The organism is Bradyrhizobium sp. 63_E2_N1_3 (assembly GCF_052076005.1).
Classification (GTDB): domain Bacteria; phylum Pseudomonadota; class Alphaproteobacteria; order Rhizobiales; family Xanthobacteraceae; genus Bradyrhizobium; species Bradyrhizobium barranii.
The window spans coordinates 4756526-4780716 of sequence record NZ_CP197235.1; the positions used below are offsets into that span (position 1 = coordinate 4756526).

A 24191-nucleotide genomic window follows, 5' to 3' on the forward strand; every position below is an offset into this window, starting at 1 on the left:
AAACAGGCGCATAAGAGGGGCTTTATGAGGGCTCGGGAGCCGCCCTCACCTGCCGCCGCGCGAGACCCGCTCGATTTCGGCCTTCACGATGCGTTCAACGAGGCCCGGCAGGTTGTCGTCGAGCCAGGATTTCAGCATCGGACGCAGCATCTCCTTGACCAGATCTTCCAGCGTCCGCGCATTGCTGCTGAGCACCGTGTGGGCCAGGGAGTTGAAGGCGGATTCGACCGCCGAGACCGTCGATTGGGCCAGGATCGGCTGTTGGGGCGGTACCGGCGGCGCATCGTAGTCCACCGCCGCATAGGACGATGACGGCATCAGGCGCAGCGGCGATTCGGCGAATTCCAGATCGTCGCGCGGCTCGACCTTGCGGAAGCTCGGCGGCGGCGGAGGCGGCGTCGGCTCCGGATCCACCGCCATCTCGTCGGTCAATTCGAGCACGTCGGGTTCAGGTTCGGGCTCTGGCTCAGGTGCACGGACCTCGGGCGCAGGCGTAGCCGCGTCCAGCCCCGCCAGCAGAGCATCAATATCGTCCTGGTTATTGGATGCATCCGCCGCAGGTGCGGGCGGCGGCGGCGCTGGAGCCGGCTTCGCAACCGGCGGCGGCGCGGGCTTCTCGGCAGCAGGTTTCGCGGGAGCGACCTTGGATGGCGGAATGTCGTTCATTGCTGACGGCTTCGGCGCAGCTGCAGCGGGCGCTGGCTTGGCAGCTTCGGCCGGCGGCGGCTTGGCCTCATCGTCGGCAATGATGCGCCGGATCGAGGCCAGAATCTCCTCCATCGAGGGTTCTGTGACCTTTGCAGGCTGCGTCATCTCCGACTCCACATCATCAACGCCCTCGCATGCGTTGTTTTACACCAAGCACGACAGGATTGGCCGGTTCCGCAACGGACGCCCCGACATTTTCGTCGCGGCAGCCCGACTTGTCCCCAGTTCACGGCTCAACGTGCGGCGGTGCGCCCCTGCCCTCGGCACTCAAGCCTTTACGCACACGACATCAGGTGCCGGGCGAATCGACCCGCATCTTCTTGGCAAGGCTATGTCAGGGATTTTGATGATTGCAAGCAAAGCACCAGTCGGCCTCGGCTGTTTGCGAGGCCGACCGGATGACTACGGACCTTAGCGTCCGTCAGGCGTGCGCACGCCGGCCCAGCTGTCGCGGACCTGATGGTAGTGAACGCTCGCATCATAAACCGTGGTCGCAAGGCCGAGGACCTGCGGCGACAGACGGCCGATGGCGGCCAGAACCTGATAGGACGCGACCACGCGGTCGTGCTGTGCGGTCACCAGCGCGACGCGCGCGTTGACCAGCGCCTGCTGCGCGTTGAGCACGTCGAGGGTGGTACGCTGACCAGCCTTGGCTTCTTCGCGCACGCCGTTCAGCGCGATCTCGGACGCCGTGACCTGCGCCTGCGCGGACTGCACCTGGGCCTTACCGGCCTGCAGCGAACCCCACCACTGCACGACCGTCGCGCGGGTCTGGTCGCGGGTGGTTTCGAGGTTGAGACGCTGCTGCGCCAGGTTTTCCTTGGACTGGCGGATCAGCGAATATGTATTGCCGCCATCGTAGAGCTGCCAATTGGCCTGCGCGATGGCGGACGCGTTGAACGACCTGTATTGAATCAAGGACTGTTCGTTCCCCTGCGTGGCCCCCACTTGCAACGCGATCGTCGGCAGCAGCGCGCCTTCGGCGACCTTGACCTGCAGAAAGTTGACGTCGATGCCGAACATCGCGGCCGTGACGTTGGGATGTTCGATCAGGCCGAGCTCGACTGCCCCGGCGAGGCTTGCGGGCAAGAAACGATCCACCGGCGAACCGGGCGCGAGGTTCGTCGGCTCGTTGCCGATGATGCGGCGGAAGTTCGCGCGCGTCGTGGTGAGATTTGCTTCGGCCGTGAGGGCCTGCGTCTTGCCAGCCGCCAGCTGCGCTTCCGATTGCGCAACGTCGGTGCGCGTCACTTCGCCGACGTTGAAGCGATCACGCGTCTGCTTCAGCGTCTGCTCGAGCACGCGCACGTTGCTGCGCTGGACTTCGAGCGTAGCTGCATCGCGCAGATAGTCCATGTAGATCGAAGCGCCCTGAAGCAGCACGCTCTGATCCAGGCTGCGCAGCGCTTCGCGGGAGCCGGAAACCTGGCTCTCGGCGGCGCGCGTCCTGTTGCCGGTGATGTTGCCGTTATAGAGCGTCTGCGTGACGGTCACACCCACGCTGCGCGGCACGCTCGGCCCGTTGATTGGTGTGTTACCCGGCCCCGGCGAACTCAGTGTATCCTGATATTGATAGCCGCCGTTCGCCGTCAGCGCGACCCTGGGACGATAGCCCGACAACGCCTGAGGCACGTTCTCGTCGGTCGAGCGCACCTGGGCGCGCTGTGCGTTGAGCTGCGGATTGTTCTGATAGGCCCGCACCAAGGCGGCCTCGATCGTGTCCGCCAAGGCAGGCGTCGGCCCGGCAAGCGCCAGCAGCAGGACCGAAACCGCAGCTCCGGTGAAGAGCTTCACCCCATGCATCCCTTAAATTCCGTTCATTCTAACGCCCCGCTCGTGCCCGCGAGCTAGGATACCGTCTACCGAGTGGAGTCGTTGCCCCTCAGCAACATAGGCTGCCAATTGGCGCAACGGAACCACCTGAAGGTAGTTCCCGGTGGAAACTCTTCACGTGCAGCATCCGGGCCACACTTCTGATTCAGAACGGGATTTTAACGGGCCAAAGCCCTCAATCGGGCGTTCAGAAAACGAAAGCGGCGGCCCGTTCCAACCCGGGAAGGACCGGAGCTGCGGCATCGAACAGCGCCCGATGGCCGAATTCACCGTGGGTATGGGTCACGATCACGGCCCGGGGGGGCGTGGATTGGGCCGACACCCCCACGAGGCGCCCGCCCTCCTTGAGCTGCCCGAGCAGCGCCTCTGGCGTCACCTCGAAGGCACCGTTGAGGATAATGACGTCATAGGGAGCGGCAGAAGGATCCCCTTCGGCGCAGGCTGCGGCCTTGCACGTGACGTTGGCGAGGCTGGCGCAAGCATCCTTGGCCTTCGCGGCCAGGGCCGAATCACACTCCGTCGCGGTGACCTGACGGGCGAGCCGGGCCGTCAGCGCGGCGAGGTAGCCGGTGGCGCAGCCGACCACCAGCACGTTGTCCCCCTCGCCGATTTCGGCGGCCTGGAGCAGCTTGCCGGTCAGCTGCGGCTTGATCAGGAACCGCTTGGCCCCGCCTTCGCTCACGTCGAGATCGAGGTCGAGATAGGCCAATGCCTGCCTGGCAATCGGCACGAACGCCTCGCGCGGAACTGTGAGCATCGCGTCGAGAATACGGCGATCGGTGACGTCATTGGTGCGCACCTGGCCATCGACCATTTTTAGGCGCGCGGTCGAGAAACCGGACATTTGCGGACCCTGCAATGCGGACGATGCCGCGGACGAAATTTGGCGGCATCTTTGGAACAGGCTCCGCGAAAACGCAACACGTCCGTTGGCCCGGCGGACCAGGCTGCGCAACCCGAGGCGTCAAGGTGATCGATGAGCTATTCGATCGTGACTGCGAGGCGGCCGATCAATGCGGCGACTTCGTCGAGCCGCGCCGAATCGTGCGCCTCGACGGCGCGCGCGAGGCAGGCCAGGCATTCATCATCGCTGAGCTCGGGAACGTCCGCCGGCAGAATCGAGGGGGCCATTTCGGAACGGTCGAGGACGTCTGGCATTGGAATCACCTCCGTAAGGATCCGGCGCCTGCCAAGCTCGATTTGAATTGGGTCGAATTGGCGTCGCCCTCATGACGCGACCGCGCCCGACACACACAACTGCTTGAGTGCGATTCTGCGCTGGGGCGGATATCACCTGACGTGGTGCCGCGGCTACATTAGAATGCGGGCGCAGGATATTGAAAACACATTGAAATATGATCTGGACGCTGGGCAGGCCGATGCATGGCCCGAAGGGAGTGTCCGTGCGAGCCTGTGCCCCCTGCAAGTTCAGGCGACGGTTGCAAGGTAAAGCTGCGTGTCGAAATAGTCTGCGGCCCGCACGGGGGTGGTGACGCCGGCATCCGTCATGAAGAAGTCACTGACCTGCTGGAGCCATTTCACGACGGTCCCGTCGGAATAGAGCCGCTTCCATTCGCGCGAGGAATAGAGCTTCTGAGCCTTGAAGGCTTCCGCGATGTCGGCGGGACGCGACTGCCCGTAATGTGTCTGGATCGCCTCCGCTGCGGCCGCCGGGTTGCGCACCATGTGGTCGTTCGCTTCTGCCCACGCGCGGATGATCCGGGCCAGCACCTCCCTGTTCGCCGCATAAAAATCCATCCGCGCGGCCCAGCCGCCGAGCACGGCGGATTGCGGGTAGAAGGCGGAGGCGTCCACCAGCTTGACCGCATCCGGCAACGCATCGCGGACGGCAATGTTGAACGGCACCCAGAGCGCAACGGCCGGCACCTCGCCGGCAATGAACGCCTTGACGGCGGCGGCCATGCTGCCGTTGACGATCTCGACCTCGGACGGATTGACGTTGTTGGCCCGCAGCGCGCGATCGAGAAAAATGTGAGCCGTGGTCTTCATCGTCGTCGCGATCCGCTTGCCCCTGAGATCGGCCATCCCCTTGACGCCGAGCGTCGGCCGGACCCAGAGCTGTGCGGTCGCGACCTCAATGTCGTTGATGAGAAAGCCCCGGCCGCGGCCGAGCGCCAGATAGTTGGAGATGACGCCGCCGGCCGAGAGAACGTCGAGCTCACCCCGCGCCATCGCCTCGAAGACTTCAGGTCCGGTGTTGAACTCGTGCAATTCGAAATCGATCCCTTCGCGGTCGAACGAGCCGCGATCGAGCCCGGTCCAGATGTGTCCGTCCACGGCGACAACGTGGAGATAACCGAGCCGAATTCTGCTGCGCGCCTGCGCAATGGCTGGCGCCGCGTGCATTGACGCGGCCGCCAGCGCCGCGCCGTGCCGCAGCAATTGCCGGCGATTGAGACCACAGATGTTCATGCCGCCGCTCCCGCATTCCGGGCCGCGGACCGAAATCGCTGGGCATGAAATAGCGCGACGCTATCCTCGGGATAGTCGTGCAGGAAGGCCGACAGCCGGACCCGCGTCGTCTCGGCCGCGCCGTCCTGCGCGATCGCCGCAAAGACTTCATCCCAGCGTCGACACATCGCAACCTCGGCTTCATCGGCGTGCGCCAGCTCGCCGCGGAGCTCACTGACTTCGATCGCGTCGGCAAATCCCTTCGGCGTGATGCTGTCGACGCTGCGGAACAGGAACCGATCGCCGACGCTGGCGCGGACCGCCGCGCTGACCAGCACGCGCGTGCCGTAATTCTTGTTCAGTCCCTCCAGCCGCGACGCCAGGTTGATGGTGGCGCCAAGCGCGGTGTAGTTCATCCGGTCGCTCGAGCCGATGTTGCCGACCACGGCATCGCCGACATGCAGGCCAAAGCGGGTGTCGTAGGGCGGCCAGCCCTCGCGCCAAAACTCCTGGTTGAGCGCTTCGTTGGCCGCAAGGCATGCCAGGATGGCGCGGCAGGCATTGACGGTGTGGTCGGGATCGTCGGCCGGCGCGTTCCAGAACGCCATCACGGCGTCGCCGATATATTTGTCGACCGTGCCCTGGTGCCGCATGATCTCGTCCGACAGTACCGCGAAATAGCGCGAGGTGTGGATCATCACCTGCGACGGGTCGGCGCGCTCCGTCTTGGCGGTAAAGTCGGCGACGTCGGTGAACAGCACCGTGACCTCACGCCTGGAGCCGCCGAGGCTGAGCGAAGAGCCGGTCTCGATCAACTGCCGCACGATCTGGCGCGGGATGAAGCTCGCAAAGCTGCGGACCACGCTACGCATGGTGAACACCGAGCGGCCAAGCTCCTCGATCTCGGCGATGACGGAATGGACGCGCGGCCGCTCGGTAATCTCGAACCGCTGGATCGCGTCGGTCTCGTCGGCCAGTTTGCGCAGCGGCCGCGCCATCAGCGATCCCAGCCAGAACGCGAATGGCAGCGTGGCTCCGACAAAGGCCAGCGCAAGCGCGAACAGCGTACGGCGCTCGTCGATGATCTGCGCATAGAACTCGTCGAGCGGCGCGACCATCGCCATCCGGATATTGGCCGAGCCGGCCGTCTCGAGCCTGTGAACCGCCGCAACATAGGTTCGGCCCGACGCGTCGGCAAAGAACTGCTGGGCCGCGCCGCCGTCCCGCCAGGAGCGGATGACCGGCACGAGCGCAGGCAGCCGGAGCGCGCCGATCTGTGGCAGGTCGTCCTGCCGCTCCGGGATCTCCGCCATCAGGCGGTTCATCTCGGGATGGCCGACGATGCGCCCGGCATCGTTGAACAGGAACGCCAGCCCTGATTGGCCGAGCTTCTGCTCCGCCAGCATGTCCTCGAACCGGTTCAGCAGCAAATCACCCGCAATGACGCCGCGGCGCCCTTCCCTCAACGGCGTCCGCAGCGTGTAGCCCGGCTCGCCCGTGGCGTAGAAGACGTAAGGACCGGTCAACAGCGTCTTGTCGTTCTTGAACGCCTCGACATACCAGGGCCGCTGCCGCGGGTCGTAGCTCGCGGGTCCGGCGACCTCGGCAACCTGAATGAGGTTTTCGGAGAGATACTGCGTGACAGGCGCGGCCCCCGTCGTGCGCGAGATCACGACCAGCCGGAAGGCAGCATCCTCATCGACGTTCAAGCCCTTCCGGAACGACGGTTGGGCGCGGTCGATCACGTCCATCTCGATGAACGAGCCGTCCTCGTAGCCGACATAGAGGTTGAAGAGCTGCGGGTTGTTGCGCAGCATCGCCGCCATCAGGCTGTAGAGCCGCGTATTGTCCGCGATGTCGGCCTCCTGGATCGGCGGCAGGCCGGACAGTATGTCGAGATTGTCGCGGACATTCTTGAACTGCTCGTCGATGTGATCGGCGCCAAGCTGTGCCACCTTCTCGATGAAGCCAGAGGCGGCCGTCCTGGTGATGGCGGTCACGCGTTCGAAGCTGAGATAGACCAGCGTCAGGCCCACAAGCAACACCACGCCCACGAACACCGTGATGATCGATGTCTGAAAGCCAATGCGAAATACGCGCTTGCTGGTCTTCTCTCCTGTCATCGGAGCTGCCTGAACGCCTCCATCAGTATTTTCGCACGATGGGCTTCGTCGCCGCCGGCGCCGACGGCGAGACCGAGAAAGTAACCCAGGTCGACCAGCTGTTCGGCCGGTTCTCGGTCTCAAGGTCCTTGTAGCCTCGGATATTGAGATAGCCCTGGTAGCCGTCGGACATCGGGATCATGAAGCCGATCTGCGGACCGATGCCGACCGCCTGGCCGCGGAAGCCTCCGAGCTTGGCGCCGGGACCGCTATCGTCGGTGATCTGCTGGAAGAAATAGCCGGCGATGCCGATGTGAACGTTCTTGCTGACGAACTGCGAGGCGGCCCAGTCGACATGAAAATCCATGCCGTTCTGATACTGCAGGGCCCCGTTCATGAAACTATAGGTGAGCCCGCCGACGATCGAGAATTCGTGGCCGCTCTTCGGATCGAGATAGGTGTAGCCGGCACCGACATCGATCGCGGGGAAGCCAAAACTCAGATTCGCGAGCCGGCTGGAATCATAGGTGCCGCTCGGGATGTTGCCGGTGATGTAGACAAGCTCGTTGTGGACGCCCTGATTCCATTTCAGCGTGCCCTGGTAGAACACGTCGGTCAGCGTCGTGCGGTTGTCGGTGGCGCTGCCCGAGATCGTATTGCCGCGCGGACCGGTCAGCGTCGCATCGATGCCGGCGCCAATGTTGCCGGGCGCGGTGAGCACGGTGAAGCCGGCTTGGCCGCCCAGCACCGGCATCGGCGAGGTGTAGGTGATGCCCATGACGAACGCGTCGGCATGTGCGTTGAGGCCGGCGGTCACCGAGCCGGGTATGCGGCCGCTAGTGACGAAGTTCTGCCCTCCTCCGGCCTTTTCGTTGAGGTGAATGTAGATCGTCGAATAGGCCCATCCAGGCGTTACGGGAACGGCGGCCAAGCTGCCGAAGATGCCCGGAAGCCAGAAGCTCACGCCGCCTGAAGCCGCGAGCGCAGGCTGAGCGGCGAAGCTCGCCATCGCCAATGCCGTCGCGAGCCCGACTTTGCGAATGTGTCCCGTCATGTCGAGTCCTTCATTCCATCCTAAAAACTGTGCTTCTCATCTCCCAGCGATCTAGTTCTTCGTCGCACCTCCCACAGTCGCTGCGATCCGCTCGACGTCAGACAGTTTCCAGCTGTGGTCGAAAAGCGCCTTGGTCGGCGCATAGGCGCGGAACATCAACTCGAACTTGCGGTTCGGGTCGGTCGGCACCCAGTTCGATTCCTTGCCCGCCGGCGCCGCCGGGCCAAAATAGATATCGACCGAGCCATCCGCGTTCTTCTGCAACTCGGGAATCTGCGAGGAGCGGCTGGCGCGCGACATGTTCTTGATCAGCGCATGGGTCTGCCGGTCATACGCCGTGACGGACCAATATTGCTCGACCGGCGGATTGGCCGGCACGGTCAGCCGATAGGACTGGCCACCCTCGAACGATTGGCCGTCCTTGTCCCGGATCGAGATCAGGTAGAACTGCCCCGAACCGAGGCGCTTGATGCCGATATAAGCGTAGCTGTAGGCCATGCCACGCTGATCGACCGGATACTGTTCCGGATCCGCATAACCTTCTTGCGCCGCTTTGATCAGATCTGGCGGCGCGGGAAAGGTCCAGCGGCTCGTCGTCGAGAAGAATGGTGGCAGGCCGGCGTCGTATTTCGCTTCCAGCAGAGCCCCGGCCTCACGTGCCGCAGACGCCAGCAGGGTCTTGGTCGCATCAGCCGGTTGGAACGGCTTTCCCTTCTCTATACCGAGCGTCTTGAGCTGATCGATCATCGCCCGATCGCGCTGCAGCCATGGCTCGCTCTGCACCATGCGATCAAGATGCTCGAAGAAGCTCTCGTCATAGCGGATGGTCGAATCGTAGTTGACGTCCTTGACGTCGGTGAAAACGGTCGCAGGAGGATTTTCGGCTTGCGCCAGCGGATACACCTTGAGCCGCTTGCCGTAGGCGATGGACGTCGCGACGTCGGCGGGGCCGTGGCTCCTGAGATTTGATCGGAACAGCATGTATCCGCCGAACGTATCGGATTGCAGTGTGACGTATCCGTCCGGCGGTTTGCCTGAATACCCCGGCGGCAGAACCAGATATTTTCCCCCGCTTCCCTTGTCGGCACCGAGAAGCCCGGCGTCTTCGAGCGGCATCTGCCAGACCGTCACGATGTTGCCGTTGAACGAGCCGTCATTGTCGCCGGGCGGCAGGTCGAGCACGACCGGACCGTCCTTGGTGTTGAAGAACACCATGAAATAGAGCGCGTCGGGATTCGGGGTCAGGGTTTGGTTGTGCCAATCCAGCGGCCGCCCCCAATAGATCGCCTGCCCTACCTTTCCTTCCGTCTTCGCGAACATTTCCTGGAGCATCAAGTCGTAGTTGACCACCGGCATCCCCCAGATTACGGCCTCTATGGCGCGGCGCTGGATGCTGCGGCTGTTCAGTTCGTCCGGTGAAATGCTCTGGGCGTGTGTGCCCGACACCGCGAGAGCTATTGCGATAGCTGCTCCAATGATCGTCTTTTTCATCGGCGGCTCCTCTCTAGAACGGGTTGACGTAGTTGAGGATCGCAAGCTGGCGCAGGACCACGCGACGGACGATGTGGGTCGGCTTCAGATGGTCAGTATAGATCGCCGCCGTTCCGGCGCTGCCGGCTGGCAAGCGGTCGGCGAAGGCAGCATCGTCGAGCTTGACCCGAACGATGAAGGGGGCCGCCTCGATCGCCTTTGGCAGCACCGCCGTACCCGAGGTCTGCGCCTGCCCGGTCGCGATCGCCTGAAGCACGCTTTCGACCTTGCCAGTGTAGATCCGCCCGGGCGCGAACTTGAACGTGGCTTCGACGTCCTGTCCGGGTGCGACGTAGCGGGCGTCGATCTGGTTGATCTCGACCCCGATGATCGTATTGGAAGTATCAATGAACGCCATCACCGGCGACAGCGGCAGGTTCGCCACCCGGGCACCCTTGCGCAGCGCAAGGTTGGTGACATAGCCGTCGGTCGGTGCGCGCACGACCGTCTTGTCGAGATTCCACTGTGCCGACTCCAACTGACCGCCAAGCTGGTCGACCTCCGATTGGCGCTGCTCGACGTCGAAGCCGCGGCCGGCGTCGCGCTCGTAGAGCTGCGTCATTTGGCCCAGGCGCGTCTTGGCAAGCTTGAACTGGGCCTCGATGGCCTTGACCTGCGCCGCGTAGGGCGTCGGATCGATCTTGAACAGCACGTCTCCGGTCTTGAGCGGAGTGTTCGCCACCACCGGCACGTCTATCACCTCACCCGCCACGTCGGGTACGATCGATACGGCATTGCGTACCACCAGCGCGTTACCTTGCGGCGCACCCCAGCCCATCGGAACCAGAAGCCCGAACATCACGAGCACCAGAACGATGAACGGCGAAGCCTTCCAAAAGGTGTTGAAAGGTACGACCTTGAAGCGCACCAGCAGGAACAGCAGCAGCAGATAGATGTTGAGGATCGCGACCGCCATCACGCGTCTCCCGCCTTGCGCGAGGGTACGTCGACATAGGCCCAGATCAAGGCAATCGGCCACAACGCGAAGCCGAAGAACAACGTAATCCAGCCCGCGACCGTCACCGCCTGCGCGTAAGGATGGTTGCGGGACTTCGCGATGTGTCCCGGCAACCAGCCGGCGATGCAGACCACGCCGATCGCGCTCACGACGAGAATGATGAGCACGATCCAAGCGAAGATGTCGTAGCCGCTCATGGTCGATCCTCTAGCTCGCCGGCTGCGGCTCCGGGAATTTCCACTTGCCGTTCAAGATTTCGGGACGCGGGCGATAGAGCCGCACCGTGTAGCTCCAGCCGCTCATGATCGGCAGGCAGTTGGGAATCGTGCCGTCGCAGCCGCCGAATTGAACGCTAACCGATCCATCCGCATTTTTCTTCGATGTGATGTTGTTGAGCGAATAAGCCTCATACGGATTCTTCTGATAATAGCCGTCAGCGTTGTAGAGACTGATCGACCAGAAGCCGTCGATGGGCACATCCTTGACGCTGAGCTTGTAGATCGAGTTTCCATCGTTCTTCGGCGGCGTGTAATTGAGATAGATGGCATCTTTCCGTGGATTGCCGCCCCACGTCGCAGCTGCCGAGATGAGACGCTGGACCGGATCGACCTGATCTTTGGTGCCGAAGGAGCGGCTGGTGTCGGTGAGCGTTGTGGCCAGAACGATCAACGCGTCGCGAACTTTTTTCTGGCTGACCGGGTCCCATTTCGGTACCTCGAACGTGCCCGGCCCTCCGGGCTGGTCGACTTTGATCGCGTCCTGGAGCGCATGAACCTTCTTCACGTCGGCGGCGTCGTTGGGATCGACCAGCGTTCGTACGCCGACAAGCACATAACGCGTTCCGATCTGCCTCTTGGTGATGGTGTGCTTGCCGGCGCCATAGAGCGCAGGCGGTGAATACTCATCCTGACTGATAAGCTGAAGAGACATGAAACGCTTGCCCGCGTCCGGCAGCGTAACCGTTACGGGGCCGGCATCGAGATCGAACACAGCCGCCGAGTAGAGTGTGTCGCGGTTCATCCGGACGATGGTCTGGGCATCAATCGGTGACAGTTCACGATGGTGCTCGAACCTGCCGAAGCCGCCTTCTTTAATCGCGACGACGCTGAGATAGAGATCGGATTCCGCACGGATGAAATTGTCGACCGTGACGGGAATTGTGTTTGAAACCTGCGCCAAGGCCGCACCTGTGCAGATAAGTATCCCCTGCAATCCCCAAAAGACATATCTCAATTTCATCGCTGATCCTCGCGTTCGAAACCGGAAGCCGGCGACAAAAATCCGACGCGTTGTCCCGTTCATCATTGCATCGGCTCCAGTGGCGGCGGCTTCCATGCTCCGGTCATCGCGGCTTTGCTCGGCCCGTAGACGCGCGCGACCAGGCTGCATTTCTAAACCTCCATCCAGCACTTTGTTGATCGTTCTACCCACCATTGGGGATCGGACGCGTATCTTGTCCGGAGATGGGAACCGGGCCGGTAAGCGTCCGCCCCGGTTGGCCTTCGCAGGCGAGCATCACATCGATCGGCGCCCCACCATCACTGGCAGTAATCCCAAAAGCCCTGGGTCCGGGACGGATCGGTGTAGTACCAGCACATGCCGGGCGCAGGCGCAGCACCTGCCCAGGCAGCAGCCGTGGCCGCTGTCACGAAACCGATCGCGGCGCCCGCCGCAATGGCACCGCCCCTCGGCCAACCGTACCAGCCGGGCCGCGCCCAGCCGCCGCGTCCCGCCACGGCCGTGGTTCGGCGAACTGCAACGTTGCCGCGCGGTCCGCGCACCACGGTGCCGCCGCGATAGGCCGCGCCGCGAGGCCCGACCACGGCGCCGCCGCGGTGAACCACGGCCCCACCGCGCGGACCCATGGCAGCTCCGCCGCGACGAACGGCCGCGCGCACTTCGATGAGATCAGACGATGTGGCGGCGTCCCAGTGAATGGCGGCAGGCTGAAGCGGCGCCGCCGCCGCAGCCCCGATCGGAAGAGAAGCGCCGGTGGCCAGCGCCAGCAAGCAGGTCGTCAACCGAAAAACGCGCATATGTTCAAGCATCTTGGTTTCTCACATTGTTCTTGCTTCGTTGATGAAATCGAACACGGCAATGCGCTCGGCGGGCGGCACAAAGTCCGTTCCGCCTTGCGTCGTGACGCGCGCGACGAAATCGGAAATCGCCTTTTTCGCCGCGCCATCGTTCCACGATGGCAAGGGATCCGCCGGCTGCGCCACCGCAACAGCCACCGCAACGGAGATGGCTGCGAGACATGCAGGCAGCACAGCGTAAACCCTAACCATCAGCACACTTGTCCTTTCTGCCCGTTGCTATTGCGGCTTGAGGGTTTCAAGCTCGTTGAGCCGCTTCAGCGCCGCTTGCTGCCGGAGCATTCCGTAGTTGATGCTGCCCGCGTTCAGCGAACTGCCTTCCTGATAGGGGAACTGATCGAAATCGGAGAAGAACTCCTTGATCTTGCCCTGCACCGGCACGATGAGCCACATGTTCTGGGCGAGGAATTTCATCGCCTCGCCGCCCTCCTCCAAGCCACGCTCATATGGATCCATGCGCAGATTGGTGATCAGCGACCAGGCCGTAACCTCACGCGTGCCGGTTGCGATGTTTCCCTTCGACGAGGCAAAGCTCAGCTTCCAGTCGTTCCACCGGATGGCATTGAGGTTGCCGCCCTGATCGAAGTAATAGATCGCCTCGCGTGGTCCTTGCTTGGCCTCGCCTTTGAGGAACGGCATGAAGTTGTAGCCGTCGAGATGAACCTTGAAGTTCTTCCCGCCTGCACCTGCAAATCCCGTCTTCATCTTCTCCTTGACGTCGGGGATCCCCGCCGCTGCACAGAGGGTCGGGAACCAGTCGGTCAGCGAGATAATGTCGTTGTACTGGGTGCCGGGCTTCACCACGCCGGGCCAGCGCACCATCATGGGAATGCGCATGCCGCCTTCCCATGTGGTGCCCTTCTCGCCATGGAAGGGGGTCATGGCTCCGTCCGGCCAAAGCGCGATTTCGGCGCCGTTGTCGGTCGTATAGAGAACGATCGTGTTCTCAGCGATGCCGAGGTCATCGAGTTGCTTGAGCAACTCCCCGACCATCCCGTCGTGCTCCACCATGCCGTCGGCGTGGATGCCCTTGCCGGTCTTGCCGAGCGACTCCTTCTTCAGATGCGTGAACACGTGCATGCGCGTCGAGTTGAACCAGACGAAAAACGGCTTGTCGGCCTTGGCCTGACGGCCGATGAAGTCCTTGGCTGCCCCCAGGAACTCCTCGTCGACCGTCGGCATGCGCGCGGTATTCAGCGGTCCAGTATCTTCGATCTTTCCGTCCGCCGATGATTTGATGACGCCACGCGGACCATACTGCTTCCGGAAGTTCGGATCCTTGGGATAGAAGTACCCTTCCGGCTCCTCCTCCGCGTTGAGGTGGTAGAGATTGCCGAAAAACTCATCGAAGCCATGCTTCGTCGGCAAATGTTCGTCGCGGTCGCCCAGATGGTTCTTGCCAAACTGCCCGGTGGCATAGCCCTGGGTCTTCATGGCGTCGGCAATCGTCGGCATCCAATCCTGGATGCCGTGGGGGTCGCCCGGCATACCGATCGTGAGAAGGCCGGTCCGGAACGGTTCCTGCCCCAGGATGAAGGAGGCACGACCGGCTGTGCAGCTCTGCTGGCCGTAGGCGTCGGTGAAGATCGCCCCTTCATTCGCGATGCGGTCGATGTTGGGCGTGCGATATCCCATCATGCCCATGGTGTAGGCGCTGATTTGCGGGATGCCGATGTCGTCACCGAAGATGACGAGAATGTTGGGCTTGCGGCCCGCGGCGGGCGCCGCAGTCGGCGCCGCCGAAGGAGCCGCCTTCTGAGCCTGCGCCAGTGCCTGCGATGTCAGCGCCGCTGTTGCGACGATCGACGATGTGCCAAGCAACACGGCGCGGCGATGAATCGCCGAATGGTCGCTACAGGTGGAATCAACAACGGCATTATTCTGCTTCTTCGTCTCGTTGGTCATTCGACGCTCCCTGACTTATTCGATGTTGGTTGGCGTGGATGAGGGCGAATCTAGATCGTCCGTTCCGTCTGAGTGGCCTCCTGTGCTTTGCTTATCTCGCGGGTTTTCCATACGCGGTGACCTTCGGGGTCCCGACCGGGTTCAAATGCGGGGGCAGACCTGTCGTGGCCCGGCTTCCGGCGCGCGGGCGCAGCTTGCGGCGGGCGGCGACCAATTGGTGGAGCAGCCGGCGTGGAGACCAATGAGCCGGATTGCCCCGATTTCCGAACAACTCGCTCTCGATCGCATCAAGCTGGAGATCCAGCTCCGGATCGCGTGCGGCGGCCTTGAAAGCTCCGGCCGAAATTGGAGGTTGCGTCGCGTTGAGATGCGGCAGCCATTCAAGCAGTGCAAAATAAGACGCTTTTGAGTCGCGATGGCGGATCGCGCGGCGCAACCGGCTGAAGGCAAACGCCTCCGACTGAAGATAGGCCTGGTGCCGACGATGAAGATTGCCCGCAACGCGGCGGGTCACACGAGGAGCAAACCAAGCGAACCCGGCGGTGACGGCCACCAAGAGCAGGGCCGTCAGCCAGTGGTCGAAGATAAAGTCGACGACGCTATCCCACGTCCACCGCCGAGCTGATTGGTTCGAAGAAGCTGGACCCGCCACCGCCGAAGTCACGGTTCCCTTGAGCGGCACGGCCTCGAGATGAACCTGATCGACCTTGCCGCTGCCGACATTCCACCAACCGATATCGATGGACGGCAGCGAATTGTCACTTGCCCGCTCCACCATATACGTTGCGGAATCGACGCGGGTCGACGTCATGACGTCGGAGCGCCCGTCGACCTTGTCCTCGAGCTTCGGCTGCGCCGGATAAAGCTTCAAGCCATCGACAGACGGGAATTGCTGAGGCGGCAGCAGCATCGCCGGCGTGCCTTCCGCCCGGATCGTGATGGTTCGTGTCACGGCGTCACCGGCCTTGAGCGGGTCAGACGAACGCCTGACGTCCTGCTCGGCGGTCAGGCTGTTGGCCGATACGAACGGGCGAAGCGCGCTCGCCGCATCCGGAATGAATGCTTCGAATGACACGCGTGGCAGCGCGACAGCCACCTCACGGGTGGCTGGCGGCTCGGCCGCATATTTGATCCTGACGATCTGGTTGGCGACGGCGTAGGACCCCGGCTCCTGCGGCGAGATCGCGTATTCAAACCGCACACCGGCATAGGGCACGCCATCGCGCTGCTCGCTGGTGTTGACGCTCTGCAATTGTCGTGTCACCGCGTTGCGCACCTGAAAATCCGGCAGTTCGGGCGGCGACGTCATGTAGTTCGGCGCCAGGACCAGGACACTCAACGTGGTTTTTTGCCCAACCACGACTCGCGGCGGGGCGATCGTCACCTGCACGATCGGCTCGAGCGCCACTGATTGCTGCGCATACACAGCCTGCGACGGGAGCGCGCCGCCGAGCAGCAAGGCGATGAAGCCGATCCAAACTCTCACTGCGACACCCTCCCCTGGGCTGGAGCGGCCGCCTGGATCGCGAATTTGAGTTTGAGGAAATCCGCAGGTGAGGTCTGGACCTGACGCATCCAGGCCTCGGCGGCGCCGGCAGTGGTGACGTCCTGCGGTGTGACCGTGATCTTCTTTCCGCCTTTCTGATTGGGATCGACGCGCATCTCGTCGGCCTTCTCATCCGGCGGTGCAGGGTCATCCTGCTCCTGCTTGCGGCGCTTGGCTTCACGCGCATCCAGCGCCGCCTGAACGATGGCGCGGTTCGTCTTCGCGGCGGCGTTGCCGGGTTGCGCCTTGAGCACCTCGTCATAGGTCTTGAGCGCTTTCTCATAAGCGTGGTTCTGCGCCTGCGCGTTGCCCAGCGCGAATTTTCCCTCCAGCGTGTCAACGCGCGAGAATTCCTCGGCAGCGGCGAGAAAATCGTATGCGCGGTAAGCCGAGATGCCGCGCCACATTGGATCGGCAAACGTCGTTTTCGCGGCGGCATAGTCGCCACGGTCAAATGCAAGCCGTCCCTGTTGATCCGGCGTCAGCCAAAGATTAGTAAAGCGCGATGTCTCCTCGGCTCTCGAAGCGCTGGCGTGCGTCACGATGAAGAGAGCCAGGACCCACGCCACTGTCGTACCGCGCCGGAACCAGAGAAGACTCAACAGGGCCAGCGGCGGCAGCAGCCAATAGCCCTCATCCCGCCATTGCGTGCCGAACGCATCGCCCTGGGCGGCCTGAAAGTGCGTTTCGATCCGGCGCTCCAGTCGCACGATGTCCGAGCCGTCGATGCTGACCCGAATGACGTCCGCGCCAGCGGGCAGCGCCGATGAATCCGGGCTGACCGCGAATATGACGAGACCATTGCGTCCGGCTGCCTGCCGCACGGCGGCCGCATCCGCGGTCCCGAGATCGTCCGCGACCAGCAGGACCGTTCCGGGGACCGGTTCGGCCGCCAGCGCGTCGGCCGCCAGCGCGACCGCACCCGCAACGTTCTTGCCATCCGCCGGCATTAGCCCTGGCTCAAGCGCGGCCAGAAACGGCTCGATCACGGACCGGTCGTCGGTCGGCGGCATCACCAGATGCGCGGTGCCGGCAAAGGCCACGAGCCCGGTCCTGGCGCCCGCGCGGGCCGCCAGCAGATCCCTGATCTTCTGCTTGGCGCGTTCGAGGCGCGAGGGCGCCACATCGGTCTCATTCATCGATGATCCGACTGCGAGCGCAATCATCAACGGTGCCTTGTCTTCGACAAAGGGCGGAAGCTCGCGGCGCCAGGTCGGACCGGACAGGCCGATGATGCCGAGCATCATTCCGGCGGCGACGAGATAGAGCGGGTTGATTTGGCGTCCTTGTCCCGGCCGCACGATGAGATGCGTCAGCAGATGCGGCGCGATCACGCCACCCCATTGCGCGCGCACATCTTGCCGGCGAAGCAGCACCGCAAACACGACAGCAAGCGGGAGCAGCGCGAGCAGCCAGAGCGGGCGTAAGAGATGGAAGGACATGGTGGCTGCGTCACGCATGGCTGACGCTCCTCATCCGGCGCCACTCGCTGCCGAGCAGGAGCCAGAGCCACAAGAGCAGACCGATCGCGATGGCCAGGCCGAACGGCCATTGAAACAGCGGCAGCTTCGGCCGCCATGACAAGGTCTGAAGCTTGGCCGGCGCGAGGCGATCGATATCGGCATAGATCGCCTGCAACTGCGCGCCATCCTCGGCGCGAAAAAAGTGCCCTCCGGTGGCGTCCGCGACATGCTGCAAGACGGCGAGGTTGACGCGGTTCTCGCCCGAGGCTGCGGGATCGCCAACGCCGATGGTGTAGACCGTGACATCGTTCTGGCGAGCGATGTCGGCGGCGTGCTCGGGCGGCACCCGGCTCGCCGTATCGTTGCCGTCCGTCAGGAGGATCAGGAGCTTCTGCTTCGCCCTGCTGGCTGCAAACGTCTTGATGGCAAGACCGATCGTGTCGCCGATCGCCGTCTGCTGGCCGGCCATGCCGACCCCCGCCTGATCGAGCAGTTGCTGCGCCGTCTGGAGGTCTTGCGTGAATGGCACCTGCACATAGGCCATGGTGCCGAACAGGATCAGGGCGACGCGGTCGCCCTTGCGGCGGGCGATGAAGTCTCTGACCACGCGCTTGACGCCGTCGAGACGGGTGAGCGACGTACCGTCCGGCGCTTTGAAATCGCGCTGATCCATCGATCCCGAAATGTCGATCGCCAGGATCAGGTCGCGCGCGGAGACCTCGCGCGTCACCGCCTCGCCGACCCATTGCGGCCGGGCCAGCGCCACAACCAGCAGCGTCCAGATGGCCACTGCCGCGACCATCTGGACGGTGCGGCGTTCAAGGACGACCGCGCCGCGCTGCGGCGTCTGCCCGGTCGCCGCCGCCAGCCTGTCGAAGAAGGGCACCTGGATCGAGGCCTGCCGCGCCCGGTATGGCGGCAGCAGCCACCACGCCAGGACTGGCAGCGGCAACAGCAGAAGCAACCATGGCCAGGCGAATTCAAGCATGATGCCCCCTGATCCAGCGGCGCACGAGACGGACCAGCGATTGCAGCTCGGCGCCATCAGGCGGAATCTGCCGATAAGGACCACTCGCGAGCAGCTGGCCTACGCCGTGAGAAAACTCCTCGCCTCCACAGCTGCGATCGAGGAAGGCCAGCCATGCCGGCCCGACCAGTGGCGCCACTCGCTCGCGCGGAAAGGCCGCGAGCGCCGTGCGCCGCACCAGCAAGGTCAGCTTCGACAACAGCTCCGACGGCACCGAATTTCGCGCATGCTCGATGCTATCAAGCTCCGCGAGCGCTTCGCGGCGATAGCGGTTGACACGGCGCAGATGCGCCACGCGCCACACGGTAGCGCAGATGGCCGCGAGCAGCAGGGCGATCGCAAGCCTCGCCTCCCAGGTCTGTGGCCAGAGGCTGACCTCGCGCGGCAGCGGGAAGTCGATTAGGCCGGCCACCGGGTCGGCAGTCACGGATGTAGCCTCAGCCAAGAGCCGCCTCCGTCTGGTTATGCGGGGCCGCGCGGCCACGACCGGCCGGCAGACCACCAAGAAGACGCCGAAGCTGCGCAGCGGTGTCCTCCGCCGCGCTCAGCGGCAGCACGGGAATTCCGAGCTCGTGCGTCCAGTCGAAGATGCCTTTCAGGCGGTCCCGGGTGACCTGCGCTACGCTCTTGCGGACGCTGTCACGGCCGACATCAAGCCGGATCTGCAACTCGCCATCGGTCACCGTCATGCTGGCCGACGGTGGCAGATCGCTTTGCAGGGGATCATGGACCAACGCAGCGACGACGTCATTGTGCCGCGCCAGCGCGGCGACCATATCGCGCGTTGCAGCGTCCGCGCCGTCGAAATCGCTGATGATGATCACGGCGGCATCGTGCGGTGCCCGACGCCTTGCATGATCGAGCGCGGTGTTGAGCATCGCCGGCGCGGACACCAGACCGCGCCCGACGCCGAGCGCCTGGTTCTGCGTGACGACCGCCGCGAGGATCTGGAGCACGGTCGCCCGGCTGCGGCGCGCCGTCACCTCGATGAAGTCTCGATCGTTGAACACGACGGCGCCGACGCGATCGCCGACGCCTAGCACCCGCCACGCCCCGATCGCTGCGGCCTCGGCCGCCGTCACCGATTTCATCGCATGCCGGCTGCCGAAGAACATCGACAGGCGCTGATCCACCACCAGGATCGTCTGCCGGTCGCGCTCCTCGTTGAAGACCCGGATATGCGGCTTGCGCAGGCGCGCCGTCACCTTCCAGTCGATCGAGCGGACGTCGTCGCCGGGACGATAATCCCTGATCTCCTCGAAGTTCAGGCCCCGGCCCCGCATGCGGGACGCAAAGCGGCCGGACAAAAGGCTATGCACGGGTTGGCGCGGAAGGAAGGAGACCTTGCGTCCGCGATGTTCGAGCGCGATCAATTCGTGAAGACCGACATAGACACCTGGCATATTGGCTGATGTCTCGGTCATGATGGCCTCAGGCTGCCGCAACTAGCTCGGTAATCTTGTCGATCACCTGATCGGGCGTAACGCCCTGCGACACTGCCTCGTAGCTGAGGATGATCCGGTGGCGCAGGCAGTCGTGGATCACCGCGCGCACGTGGTCGGGCGTCACGAAATCGTATTCATCGAGCCAGGCGCGAGTCCGCGCGGAACGATCGAGCGCCAGGCTGCCGCGCGGGCTGGCGCCGACCTGGATCCATTTGCTCAGCGGTTCGCCATAGCGCCCGGGAAAGCGCGTCGCGTAGATCACGTCGACGATGTACTTCTGAACGAGGTCCGAGACGAAGATGCCGTCGATCTCACCACGTGCGTCCAGGATCGCCTGTTGCGGGATCGGCGGCGGCTCCGAGGTGTGATCCTTCGGTGCTTGCGCGTTCTCGGCGCGATTGAGCCGGATGATCTCGCCCTCGGATGCCTCGTCGGGGTAAGTGATGACGACATGCATCAGGAAGCGGTCGAGCTGCGCTTCGGGGAGCGAATAGGTGCCTTCCTGCTCGATCGGGTTTTCGGTCGCGAGCACCATGAAGAGGTCCGGCATTTTGTAAGTCTTGCCTGCAACCGTGACCTGGCGTTCCTCCATGGCCTCGAGCAGCGCGGACTGCACCTTGGCCGGAGCGCGGTTGATCTCGTCGGCGAGCACAAGATTGGCGAAGATCGGCCCTTTCTGAAATTCAAACTGTCCACCCTTGTCGGTCTGGACGTAGATCTCGGCGCCAGTCACGTCCGACGGCAGGAGATCCGGGGTGAATTGCACGCGCGACAAATCAGCGGCGAGATGCTTTGCCAGCGTCTTGACTGCCCGCGTCTTGGCGAGACCGGGCAGGCTCTCGATCAGAAGATTACCGTTGGCAAGAAGGCCAATCAGCATGCTCTCGACCAGATGATCCTGGCCAAGCACGGACTTTCCGATCCGCGATTTCAGCTCGAGCACGGCATCGCGGGAGGCCGAGCGTTTGGTGTCCGCTCGCTCTGTGAAGCCTGACGTTTGCGCCGTTCCGGAATCCGACATGTCCTTCCAGTCTCATCGAGAAGCGTCCGGCCGGAACGCAGCCGGCCGGTAGGCCGCTTTTGTCAGTTCTTGCCCGGAGGCGTTGTCGTCAGCTTGTCCATGACGTCGCTGACGGTGAAGCTTGCCGCCTTGGCGCGCGGTGGAAATTCCTTGAAGCTCTCGATGTACTTCGCGACAATGGCCTGCGCCGGCACGAACATAAATGCGCGGTGCGCCTGCCAATCGGCGTAATAGATGCTGTCGGGCCCACGTTCGAATGGATCTGTCCGTAAATTGTAGAGATTTGGCCCGCGAAGCTTGGTGAAATTGCCCTGCCAGACTCCAAGCGGGGTCTTGGGACCTATTTCCGTGTGCTGCTCCATGAAGCTGATCTTCCAATCGCGCAGACGAAGAGCCATCAAGTCGCCGTCATCACTCCAGTACAGGAATTCCTTGCGGGGCGATTCTTTTACGTCGCCCTTCAAGAACGGCATCAGATTGAAACCGTCCAGATAGACCTTAAAAGTCTTGCCGTTCAGCATTGAACCTTTTTTGACCTTCTCGACGAGGTCCGGATCGCCATTCGCTGCGGCGAAGGTCGGGATGAAGTCTTCGTGGGCACAGATATCATTGATGATCGTGCCCGGTTGGATGACACCCGGCCAGCGCATCAAGCACGGGACGCGGAAGCCGCCTTCCCAGTTCGTGGCCTTCTCACCCTTGAACGGCGTTGAGCCACCGTCCGGCCAGGTGAATGCCTCGGCGCCATTGTCGGTGGTGTAGACGACAATGGTGTTGTTGGTGACACCGAGGTCATCCACAAGCTTGAGCAGTTCTCCGACCATGCCGTCGTGCTCGACCATTCCGTCAGGGTAGGTCCCGAGACCTGTCTTTCCTTCCGACGCCTTCTTCAAATGTGTGAAAATGTGCATGCGCGTCGAGTTGAAATAGCAGAACCAGGGCTTGTCGGCCCGATGCTGTCGGTTGATGAAATCTTTGGCCGCGCCAAGAAATTCCTCGTCGATGGTCTCCATACGCTTGGCATTCAATGGGCCGGTATTCTCGATCTTGCCGTCGGCAGTTGATTTGATGACGCCGCGCGGCCCGAATTTCTTCCGGAACTCCGGGTCCTTGGGATAGTCGGGATTCTCGGGCTCCTCCTCGGCATTGAGATGATAGAGGTTGCCAAAGAACTCGTCGAAGCCATGCGCCGTCGGAAGATGTTCGTCGCGGTCACCAAGATGGTTCTTGCCGAACTGGCCGGTGGCGTAGCCGTAGGTCTTGAGCACATCGGCGACACTAGGGTCGAGCGGTCCCAGGCCGAGCTCGGCGCCGGGAAGACCAACTTTCGTCAGGCCGGTTCGGATAGGCGATTGGCCGGTGATGAAGGCGGCGCGGCCTGCGGTACAGCTCTGCTGTCCGTACCAGTCGGTAAATACCGCCCCCTCCTTGCCGATGCGATCGATGTTGGGGGTACGGTAGCCCATCACTCCCATGTTGTAGGCGCTGACATTGAACCAGCCGATGTCGTCGCCCATGATGAAGAGGATGTTCGGCTTGCGACCGGATGATGTCGCTGCCGGCGAGCCGCCTGGTGCTGCCTTCTGGGCTTGCGCTAATGCCTCCGATGTTAGGGCCGCGGCGGCAACTAGGGAAGACGTCCCGAGAAGGAGATTGCGACGATTGATGGCATCATTTGCGTCCGTCCCGGTCTTGCTCCTAATTCCACGGCTCATTCCGATGCTCCTACTTTGTGGTCGGTGATCTCACTGAATTCGGATCGACTGCTCGAACCACACACCTGAACCCGACGTGGCTCGTCGACGTATCGACCGGCTCGGCGTGGCGGGCGGCGGGACGATAGCGGCGGCAGTAATTCGGCGCGCAGAGGTGCGAGCCGCCCTTTAGAACCTTGCGCGGGATCCTGATGTCCGGCAGGCGCGGGTCGTAGCTCGCGTCCTCGCGGCCGCCACGCGGATTGTTCGGGATGCAGCAGGGCTTTGCGGCGTCGGCGGCATGCTTTGACGACCACCAGTCCGAGGTCCACTCCCAGACATTGCCGATCATGTCGTGGAGGCCGTAGCCGTTCGGCGGGAAAGCCATGACCGGCGAGGTACGCTCGAACCCATCCTCGCCGAGATTCTGGACGGGGAAATTGCCCTGCCAGATGTTGGCCATGTGCTTGCCGCCGGGCATCAGCGCATCGCCCCAGGCGAACTCCTCGCCGTCGAGGCCGCCGCGCGCGGCGAACTCCCATTCCGCTTCCGTCGGCAGCTCCTTGCCGGCCCAGCGGGCATAGGCTGCCGCATCGCTATAGGAGACGTGCACGACCGGATGGTCGTCGAGGCCCTTGATGTTGCTGCCGGGGCCGTAAGGATGACGCCAGTTGGCGCCGCGCATGAAGGACCACCATTGGCTCCAGTCGGTGAGATCGGTGATGCGCGGCAGCGGCGAGAACACCAGCGAGCCGGCGTAGAGCATCTCCTTCAGCGCGCCGGGATAGTCCTTGGGGTCGGGAACGATCTGCGCCTCGGTGACGTGGCCGGTCGCGTTGACGAATTGCTTGAACTGCCGGTTGGTGACGGAGGTGCGGTCGATCCAGAAACCGTCGACGGAGACGCGGTGGCTCGGCGCCTCCTCGGGATAATGATGGTCGGATCCCATACGGAAGGTCCCGCCGGGAATGAAGACCATCTCGCCGGTCTTCGCGTCGTCCGGTAACCACTCGCAGTGATCCGTATCTGCCCGCAGCATTGTGGAAACTCCGATACGAGTATTCCACCCGATACTATGGCGCGGACTTCAGCAGGCGTCGACGAGAACACATTGCCCGGCATTCTGGACGCATTGTCTGGTCCCCTCTTCTTGGCGCCGAGGGTGCGAGATGGGTGTCGTAAACTTGCGTCAGCATCTCTCCCTCTTTTGCGCACATCCTTCGAGCCCGCGGCAACACCATACCGCCATCCTCGCCCCGCGGTTCGCAGAGCGATCGTCACCGAAATCGCCTAGGTTGCAAATGGTATCCGAAGATTGGATGCCCGTGATGTGCAGTTTGTGCCAATACGTCGCGCCGATCGGTGAGGCTTAACGACACATGTCGCAAATTCCTCAA

21 protein-coding genes and 1 pseudogene are annotated in these 24191 nt (G+C 63.2%); all 22 read right to left on the reverse strand.

What is annotated here, in order from left to right:
* Positions 1–45 precede the first annotated feature (45 nt).
* The 22 genes and pseudogenes from AB7531_RS22620 to AB7531_RS22725 all read right to left on the reverse strand — a co-directional run bounded on the left by AB7531_RS22620 (position 46) and on the right by AB7531_RS22725 (position 23833).
* A complete protein-coding gene (locus AB7531_RS22620; protein ID WP_223154042.1) occupies positions 46–780 on the reverse strand; it encodes a PopZ family protein in 735 nt (244 codons plus the stop codon).
* A gap of 339 nt (positions 781–1119) precedes the next feature.
* The gene (locus tag AB7531_RS22625; RefSeq protein WP_071914064.1) at positions 1120–2511 is read right to left on the reverse strand and encodes a TolC family outer membrane protein; all 1392 of its coding nucleotides are present in this window, start codon (positions 2509–2511) and stop codon (positions 1120–1122) included.
* A 217-nt stretch (positions 2512–2728) separates the two neighbouring features.
* The gene (locus AB7531_RS22630; protein WP_063983331.1) at positions 2729–3385 is read right to left on the reverse strand and encodes a protein-L-isoaspartate O-methyltransferase family protein; all 657 of its coding nucleotides are present in this window, start codon (positions 3383–3385) and stop codon (positions 2729–2731) included.
* 137 nt (positions 3386–3522) lie between these two features.
* A complete protein-coding gene (locus AB7531_RS22635; RefSeq protein WP_094183926.1) occupies positions 3523–3699 on the reverse strand; it encodes a hypothetical protein in 177 nt (58 codons plus the stop codon).
* A gap of 270 nt (positions 3700–3969) precedes the next feature.
* Positions 3970–4974, reverse strand: a complete 1005-nt coding sequence (locus AB7531_RS22640) for an ABC transporter substrate-binding protein (RefSeq protein ID WP_063983333.1) — start codon at positions 4972–4974, stop codon at positions 3970–3972.
* On the reverse strand, positions 4971–7076 hold the full coding sequence (locus AB7531_RS22645) for an adenylate/guanylate cyclase domain-containing protein (protein ID WP_063983334.1): 2106 nt from the start codon (positions 7074–7076) through the stop codon (positions 4971–4973). Before AB7531_RS22645 ends, AB7531_RS22640 begins: the two co-directional genes overlap by 4 nt.
* A 22-nt stretch (positions 7077–7098) precedes the next feature.
* On the reverse strand, positions 7099–8109 hold the full coding sequence (locus tag AB7531_RS22650; protein WP_063983335.1) for a SphA family protein: 1011 nt from the start codon (positions 8107–8109) through the stop codon (positions 7099–7101).
* 51 nt (positions 8110–8160) lie between these two features.
* Complete coding sequence (locus AB7531_RS22655) at positions 8161–9600, reverse strand: DUF1254 domain-containing protein (RefSeq protein ID WP_063983336.1); 1440 nt, start codon at positions 9598–9600, stop codon at positions 8161–8163.
* A 13-nt stretch (positions 9601–9613) separates the two neighbouring features.
* Positions 9614–10555, reverse strand: coding sequence for an HlyD family secretion protein (locus AB7531_RS22660; protein WP_063983337.1), 942 nt, complete (start codon positions 10553–10555; stop codon positions 9614–9616).
* Entirely contained in the window at positions 10555–10794 is a 240-nt protein-coding gene (locus AB7531_RS22665) for a DUF3302 domain-containing protein (RefSeq protein ID WP_063983338.1), read from the reverse strand. Before AB7531_RS22665 ends, AB7531_RS22660 begins: the two co-directional genes overlap by 1 nt.
* A 10-nt stretch (positions 10795–10804) precedes the next feature.
* Complete coding sequence (locus AB7531_RS22670; RefSeq protein WP_231145288.1) at positions 10805–11836, reverse strand: DUF1254 domain-containing protein; 1032 nt, start codon at positions 11834–11836, stop codon at positions 10805–10807.
* Positions 11837–12135: 299 nt separating this feature from the next.
* Positions 12136–12645 (reverse strand): hypothetical protein, encoded by a 510-nt coding sequence (locus AB7531_RS22675; protein WP_231141962.1) that lies wholly within the window; start codon positions 12643–12645, stop codon positions 12136–12138.
* Between the two features lie 36 nt (positions 12646–12681).
* Positions 12682–12888 (reverse strand): annotated as a pseudogene (locus tag AB7531_RS22680) (haloacid dehalogenase-like hydrolase); the annotation flags it as partial.
* A gap of 24 nt (positions 12889–12912) precedes the next feature.
* On the reverse strand, positions 12913–14598 hold the full coding sequence (locus AB7531_RS22685; protein ID WP_063983340.1) for an arylsulfatase: 1686 nt from the start codon (positions 14596–14598) through the stop codon (positions 12913–12915).
* Between the two features lie 91 nt (positions 14599–14689).
* On the reverse strand, positions 14690–16057 hold the full coding sequence (locus AB7531_RS22690) for a BatD family protein (protein WP_245328429.1): 1368 nt from the start codon (positions 16055–16057) through the stop codon (positions 14690–14692).
* A 23-nt stretch (positions 16058–16080) separates the two neighbouring features.
* On the reverse strand, positions 16081–17604 hold the full coding sequence (locus AB7531_RS22695) for a vWA domain-containing protein (RefSeq protein WP_084795128.1): 1524 nt from the start codon (positions 17602–17604) through the stop codon (positions 16081–16083).
* Positions 17597–18595, reverse strand: coding sequence for a VWA domain-containing protein (locus AB7531_RS22700; protein WP_063983342.1), 999 nt, complete (start codon positions 18593–18595; stop codon positions 17597–17599). The genes AB7531_RS22695 and AB7531_RS22700 overlap by 8 nt, the downstream gene beginning before the upstream one ends.
* A complete protein-coding gene (locus AB7531_RS22705; RefSeq protein ID WP_187387700.1) occupies positions 18588–19079 on the reverse strand; it encodes a DUF4381 domain-containing protein in 492 nt (163 codons plus the stop codon). The genes AB7531_RS22700 and AB7531_RS22705 overlap by 8 nt, the downstream gene beginning before the upstream one ends.
* Positions 19072–20058 carry a DUF58 domain-containing protein gene (locus AB7531_RS22710; protein ID WP_063983344.1) on the reverse strand — a complete coding sequence of 329 codons (987 nt, stop codon included), beginning with the start codon at positions 20056–20058 and terminating at the stop codon, positions 19072–19074. The genes AB7531_RS22705 and AB7531_RS22710 overlap by 8 nt, the downstream gene beginning before the upstream one ends.
* A 7-nt stretch (positions 20059–20065) precedes the next feature.
* Complete coding sequence (locus AB7531_RS22715) at positions 20066–21100, reverse strand: AAA family ATPase (protein ID WP_231141961.1); 1035 nt, start codon at positions 21098–21100, stop codon at positions 20066–20068.
* 62 nt (positions 21101–21162) lie between these two features.
* A complete protein-coding gene (locus tag AB7531_RS22720) occupies positions 21163–22815 on the reverse strand; it encodes an arylsulfatase (RefSeq protein ID WP_063983345.1) in 1653 nt (550 codons plus the stop codon).
* Positions 22816–22825: 10 nt separating this feature from the next.
* Positions 22826–23833: a formylglycine-generating enzyme family protein gene (locus AB7531_RS22725; protein ID WP_063983346.1), complete on the reverse strand. Its 1008-nt coding sequence runs from the start codon at positions 23831–23833 to the stop codon at positions 22826–22828.
* Positions 23834–24191 lie beyond the last annotated feature (358 nt).

Excerpts from the sequence above, each read along its gene's own strand:
- AB7531_RS22620 (WP_223154042.1), bottom strand. The coding sequence starts at position 780 with ATGGAGGAGATTCTGGCCTCGATCCGGCGCATCATTGCCGACGATGAG.
- AB7531_RS22625 (WP_071914064.1), bottom strand. The coding sequence starts at position 2,511 with ATGCATGGGGTGAAGCTCTTCACCGGAGCTGCGGTTTCGGTCCTGCTG.
- AB7531_RS22630 (WP_063983331.1), bottom strand. The coding sequence starts at position 3,385 with ATGTCCGGTTTCTCGACCGCGCGCCTAAAAATGGTCGATGGCCAGGTG.
- AB7531_RS22635 (WP_094183926.1), bottom strand. The coding sequence starts at position 3,699 with ATGCCAGACGTCCTCGACCGTTCCGAAATGGCCCCCTCGATTCTGCCG.
- AB7531_RS22640 (WP_063983333.1), bottom strand. The coding sequence starts at position 4,974 with ATGAACATCTGTGGTCTCAATCGCCGGCAATTGCTGCGGCACGGCGCG.
- AB7531_RS22645 (WP_063983334.1), bottom strand. The coding sequence starts at position 7,076 with ATGACAGGAGAGAAGACCAGCAAGCGCGTATTTCGCATTGGCTTTCAG.
- AB7531_RS22650 (WP_063983335.1), bottom strand. The coding sequence starts at position 8,109 with ATGACGGGACACATTCGCAAAGTCGGGCTCGCGACGGCATTGGCGATG.
- AB7531_RS22655 (WP_063983336.1), bottom strand. The coding sequence starts at position 9,600 with ATGAAAAAGACGATCATTGGAGCAGCTATCGCAATAGCTCTCGCGGTG.
- AB7531_RS22660 (WP_063983337.1), bottom strand. The coding sequence starts at position 10,555 with ATGGCGGTCGCGATCCTCAACATCTATCTGCTGCTGCTGTTCCTGCTG.
- AB7531_RS22665 (WP_063983338.1), bottom strand. The coding sequence starts at position 10,794 with ATGAGCGGCTACGACATCTTCGCTTGGATCGTGCTCATCATTCTCGTC.
- AB7531_RS22670 (WP_231145288.1), bottom strand. The coding sequence starts at position 11,836 with ATGAAATTGAGATATGTCTTTTGGGGATTGCAGGGGATACTTATCTGC.
- AB7531_RS22675 (WP_231141962.1), bottom strand. The coding sequence starts at position 12,645 with ATGCTTGAACATATGCGCGTTTTTCGGTTGACGACCTGCTTGCTGGCG.
- AB7531_RS22685 (WP_063983340.1), bottom strand. The coding sequence starts at position 14,598 with ATGACCAACGAGACGAAGAAGCAGAATAATGCCGTTGTTGATTCCACC.
- AB7531_RS22695 (WP_084795128.1), bottom strand. The coding sequence starts at position 17,604 with ATGCGTGACGCAGCCACCATGTCCTTCCATCTCTTACGCCCGCTCTGG.
- AB7531_RS22700 (WP_063983342.1), bottom strand. The coding sequence starts at position 18,595 with ATGCTTGAATTCGCCTGGCCATGGTTGCTTCTGCTGTTGCCGCTGCCA.
- AB7531_RS22710 (WP_063983344.1), bottom strand. The coding sequence starts at position 20,058 with ATGACCGAGACATCAGCCAATATGCCAGGTGTCTATGTCGGTCTTCAC.
- AB7531_RS22715 (WP_231141961.1), bottom strand. The coding sequence starts at position 21,100 with ATGTCGGATTCCGGAACGGCGCAAACGTCAGGCTTCACAGAGCGAGCG.
- AB7531_RS22720 (WP_063983345.1), bottom strand. The coding sequence starts at position 22,815 with ATGAGCCGTGGAATTAGGAGCAAGACCGGGACGGACGCAAATGATGCC.
- AB7531_RS22725 (WP_063983346.1), bottom strand. The coding sequence starts at position 23,833 with ATGCTGCGGGCAGATACGGATCACTGCGAGTGGTTACCGGACGACGCG.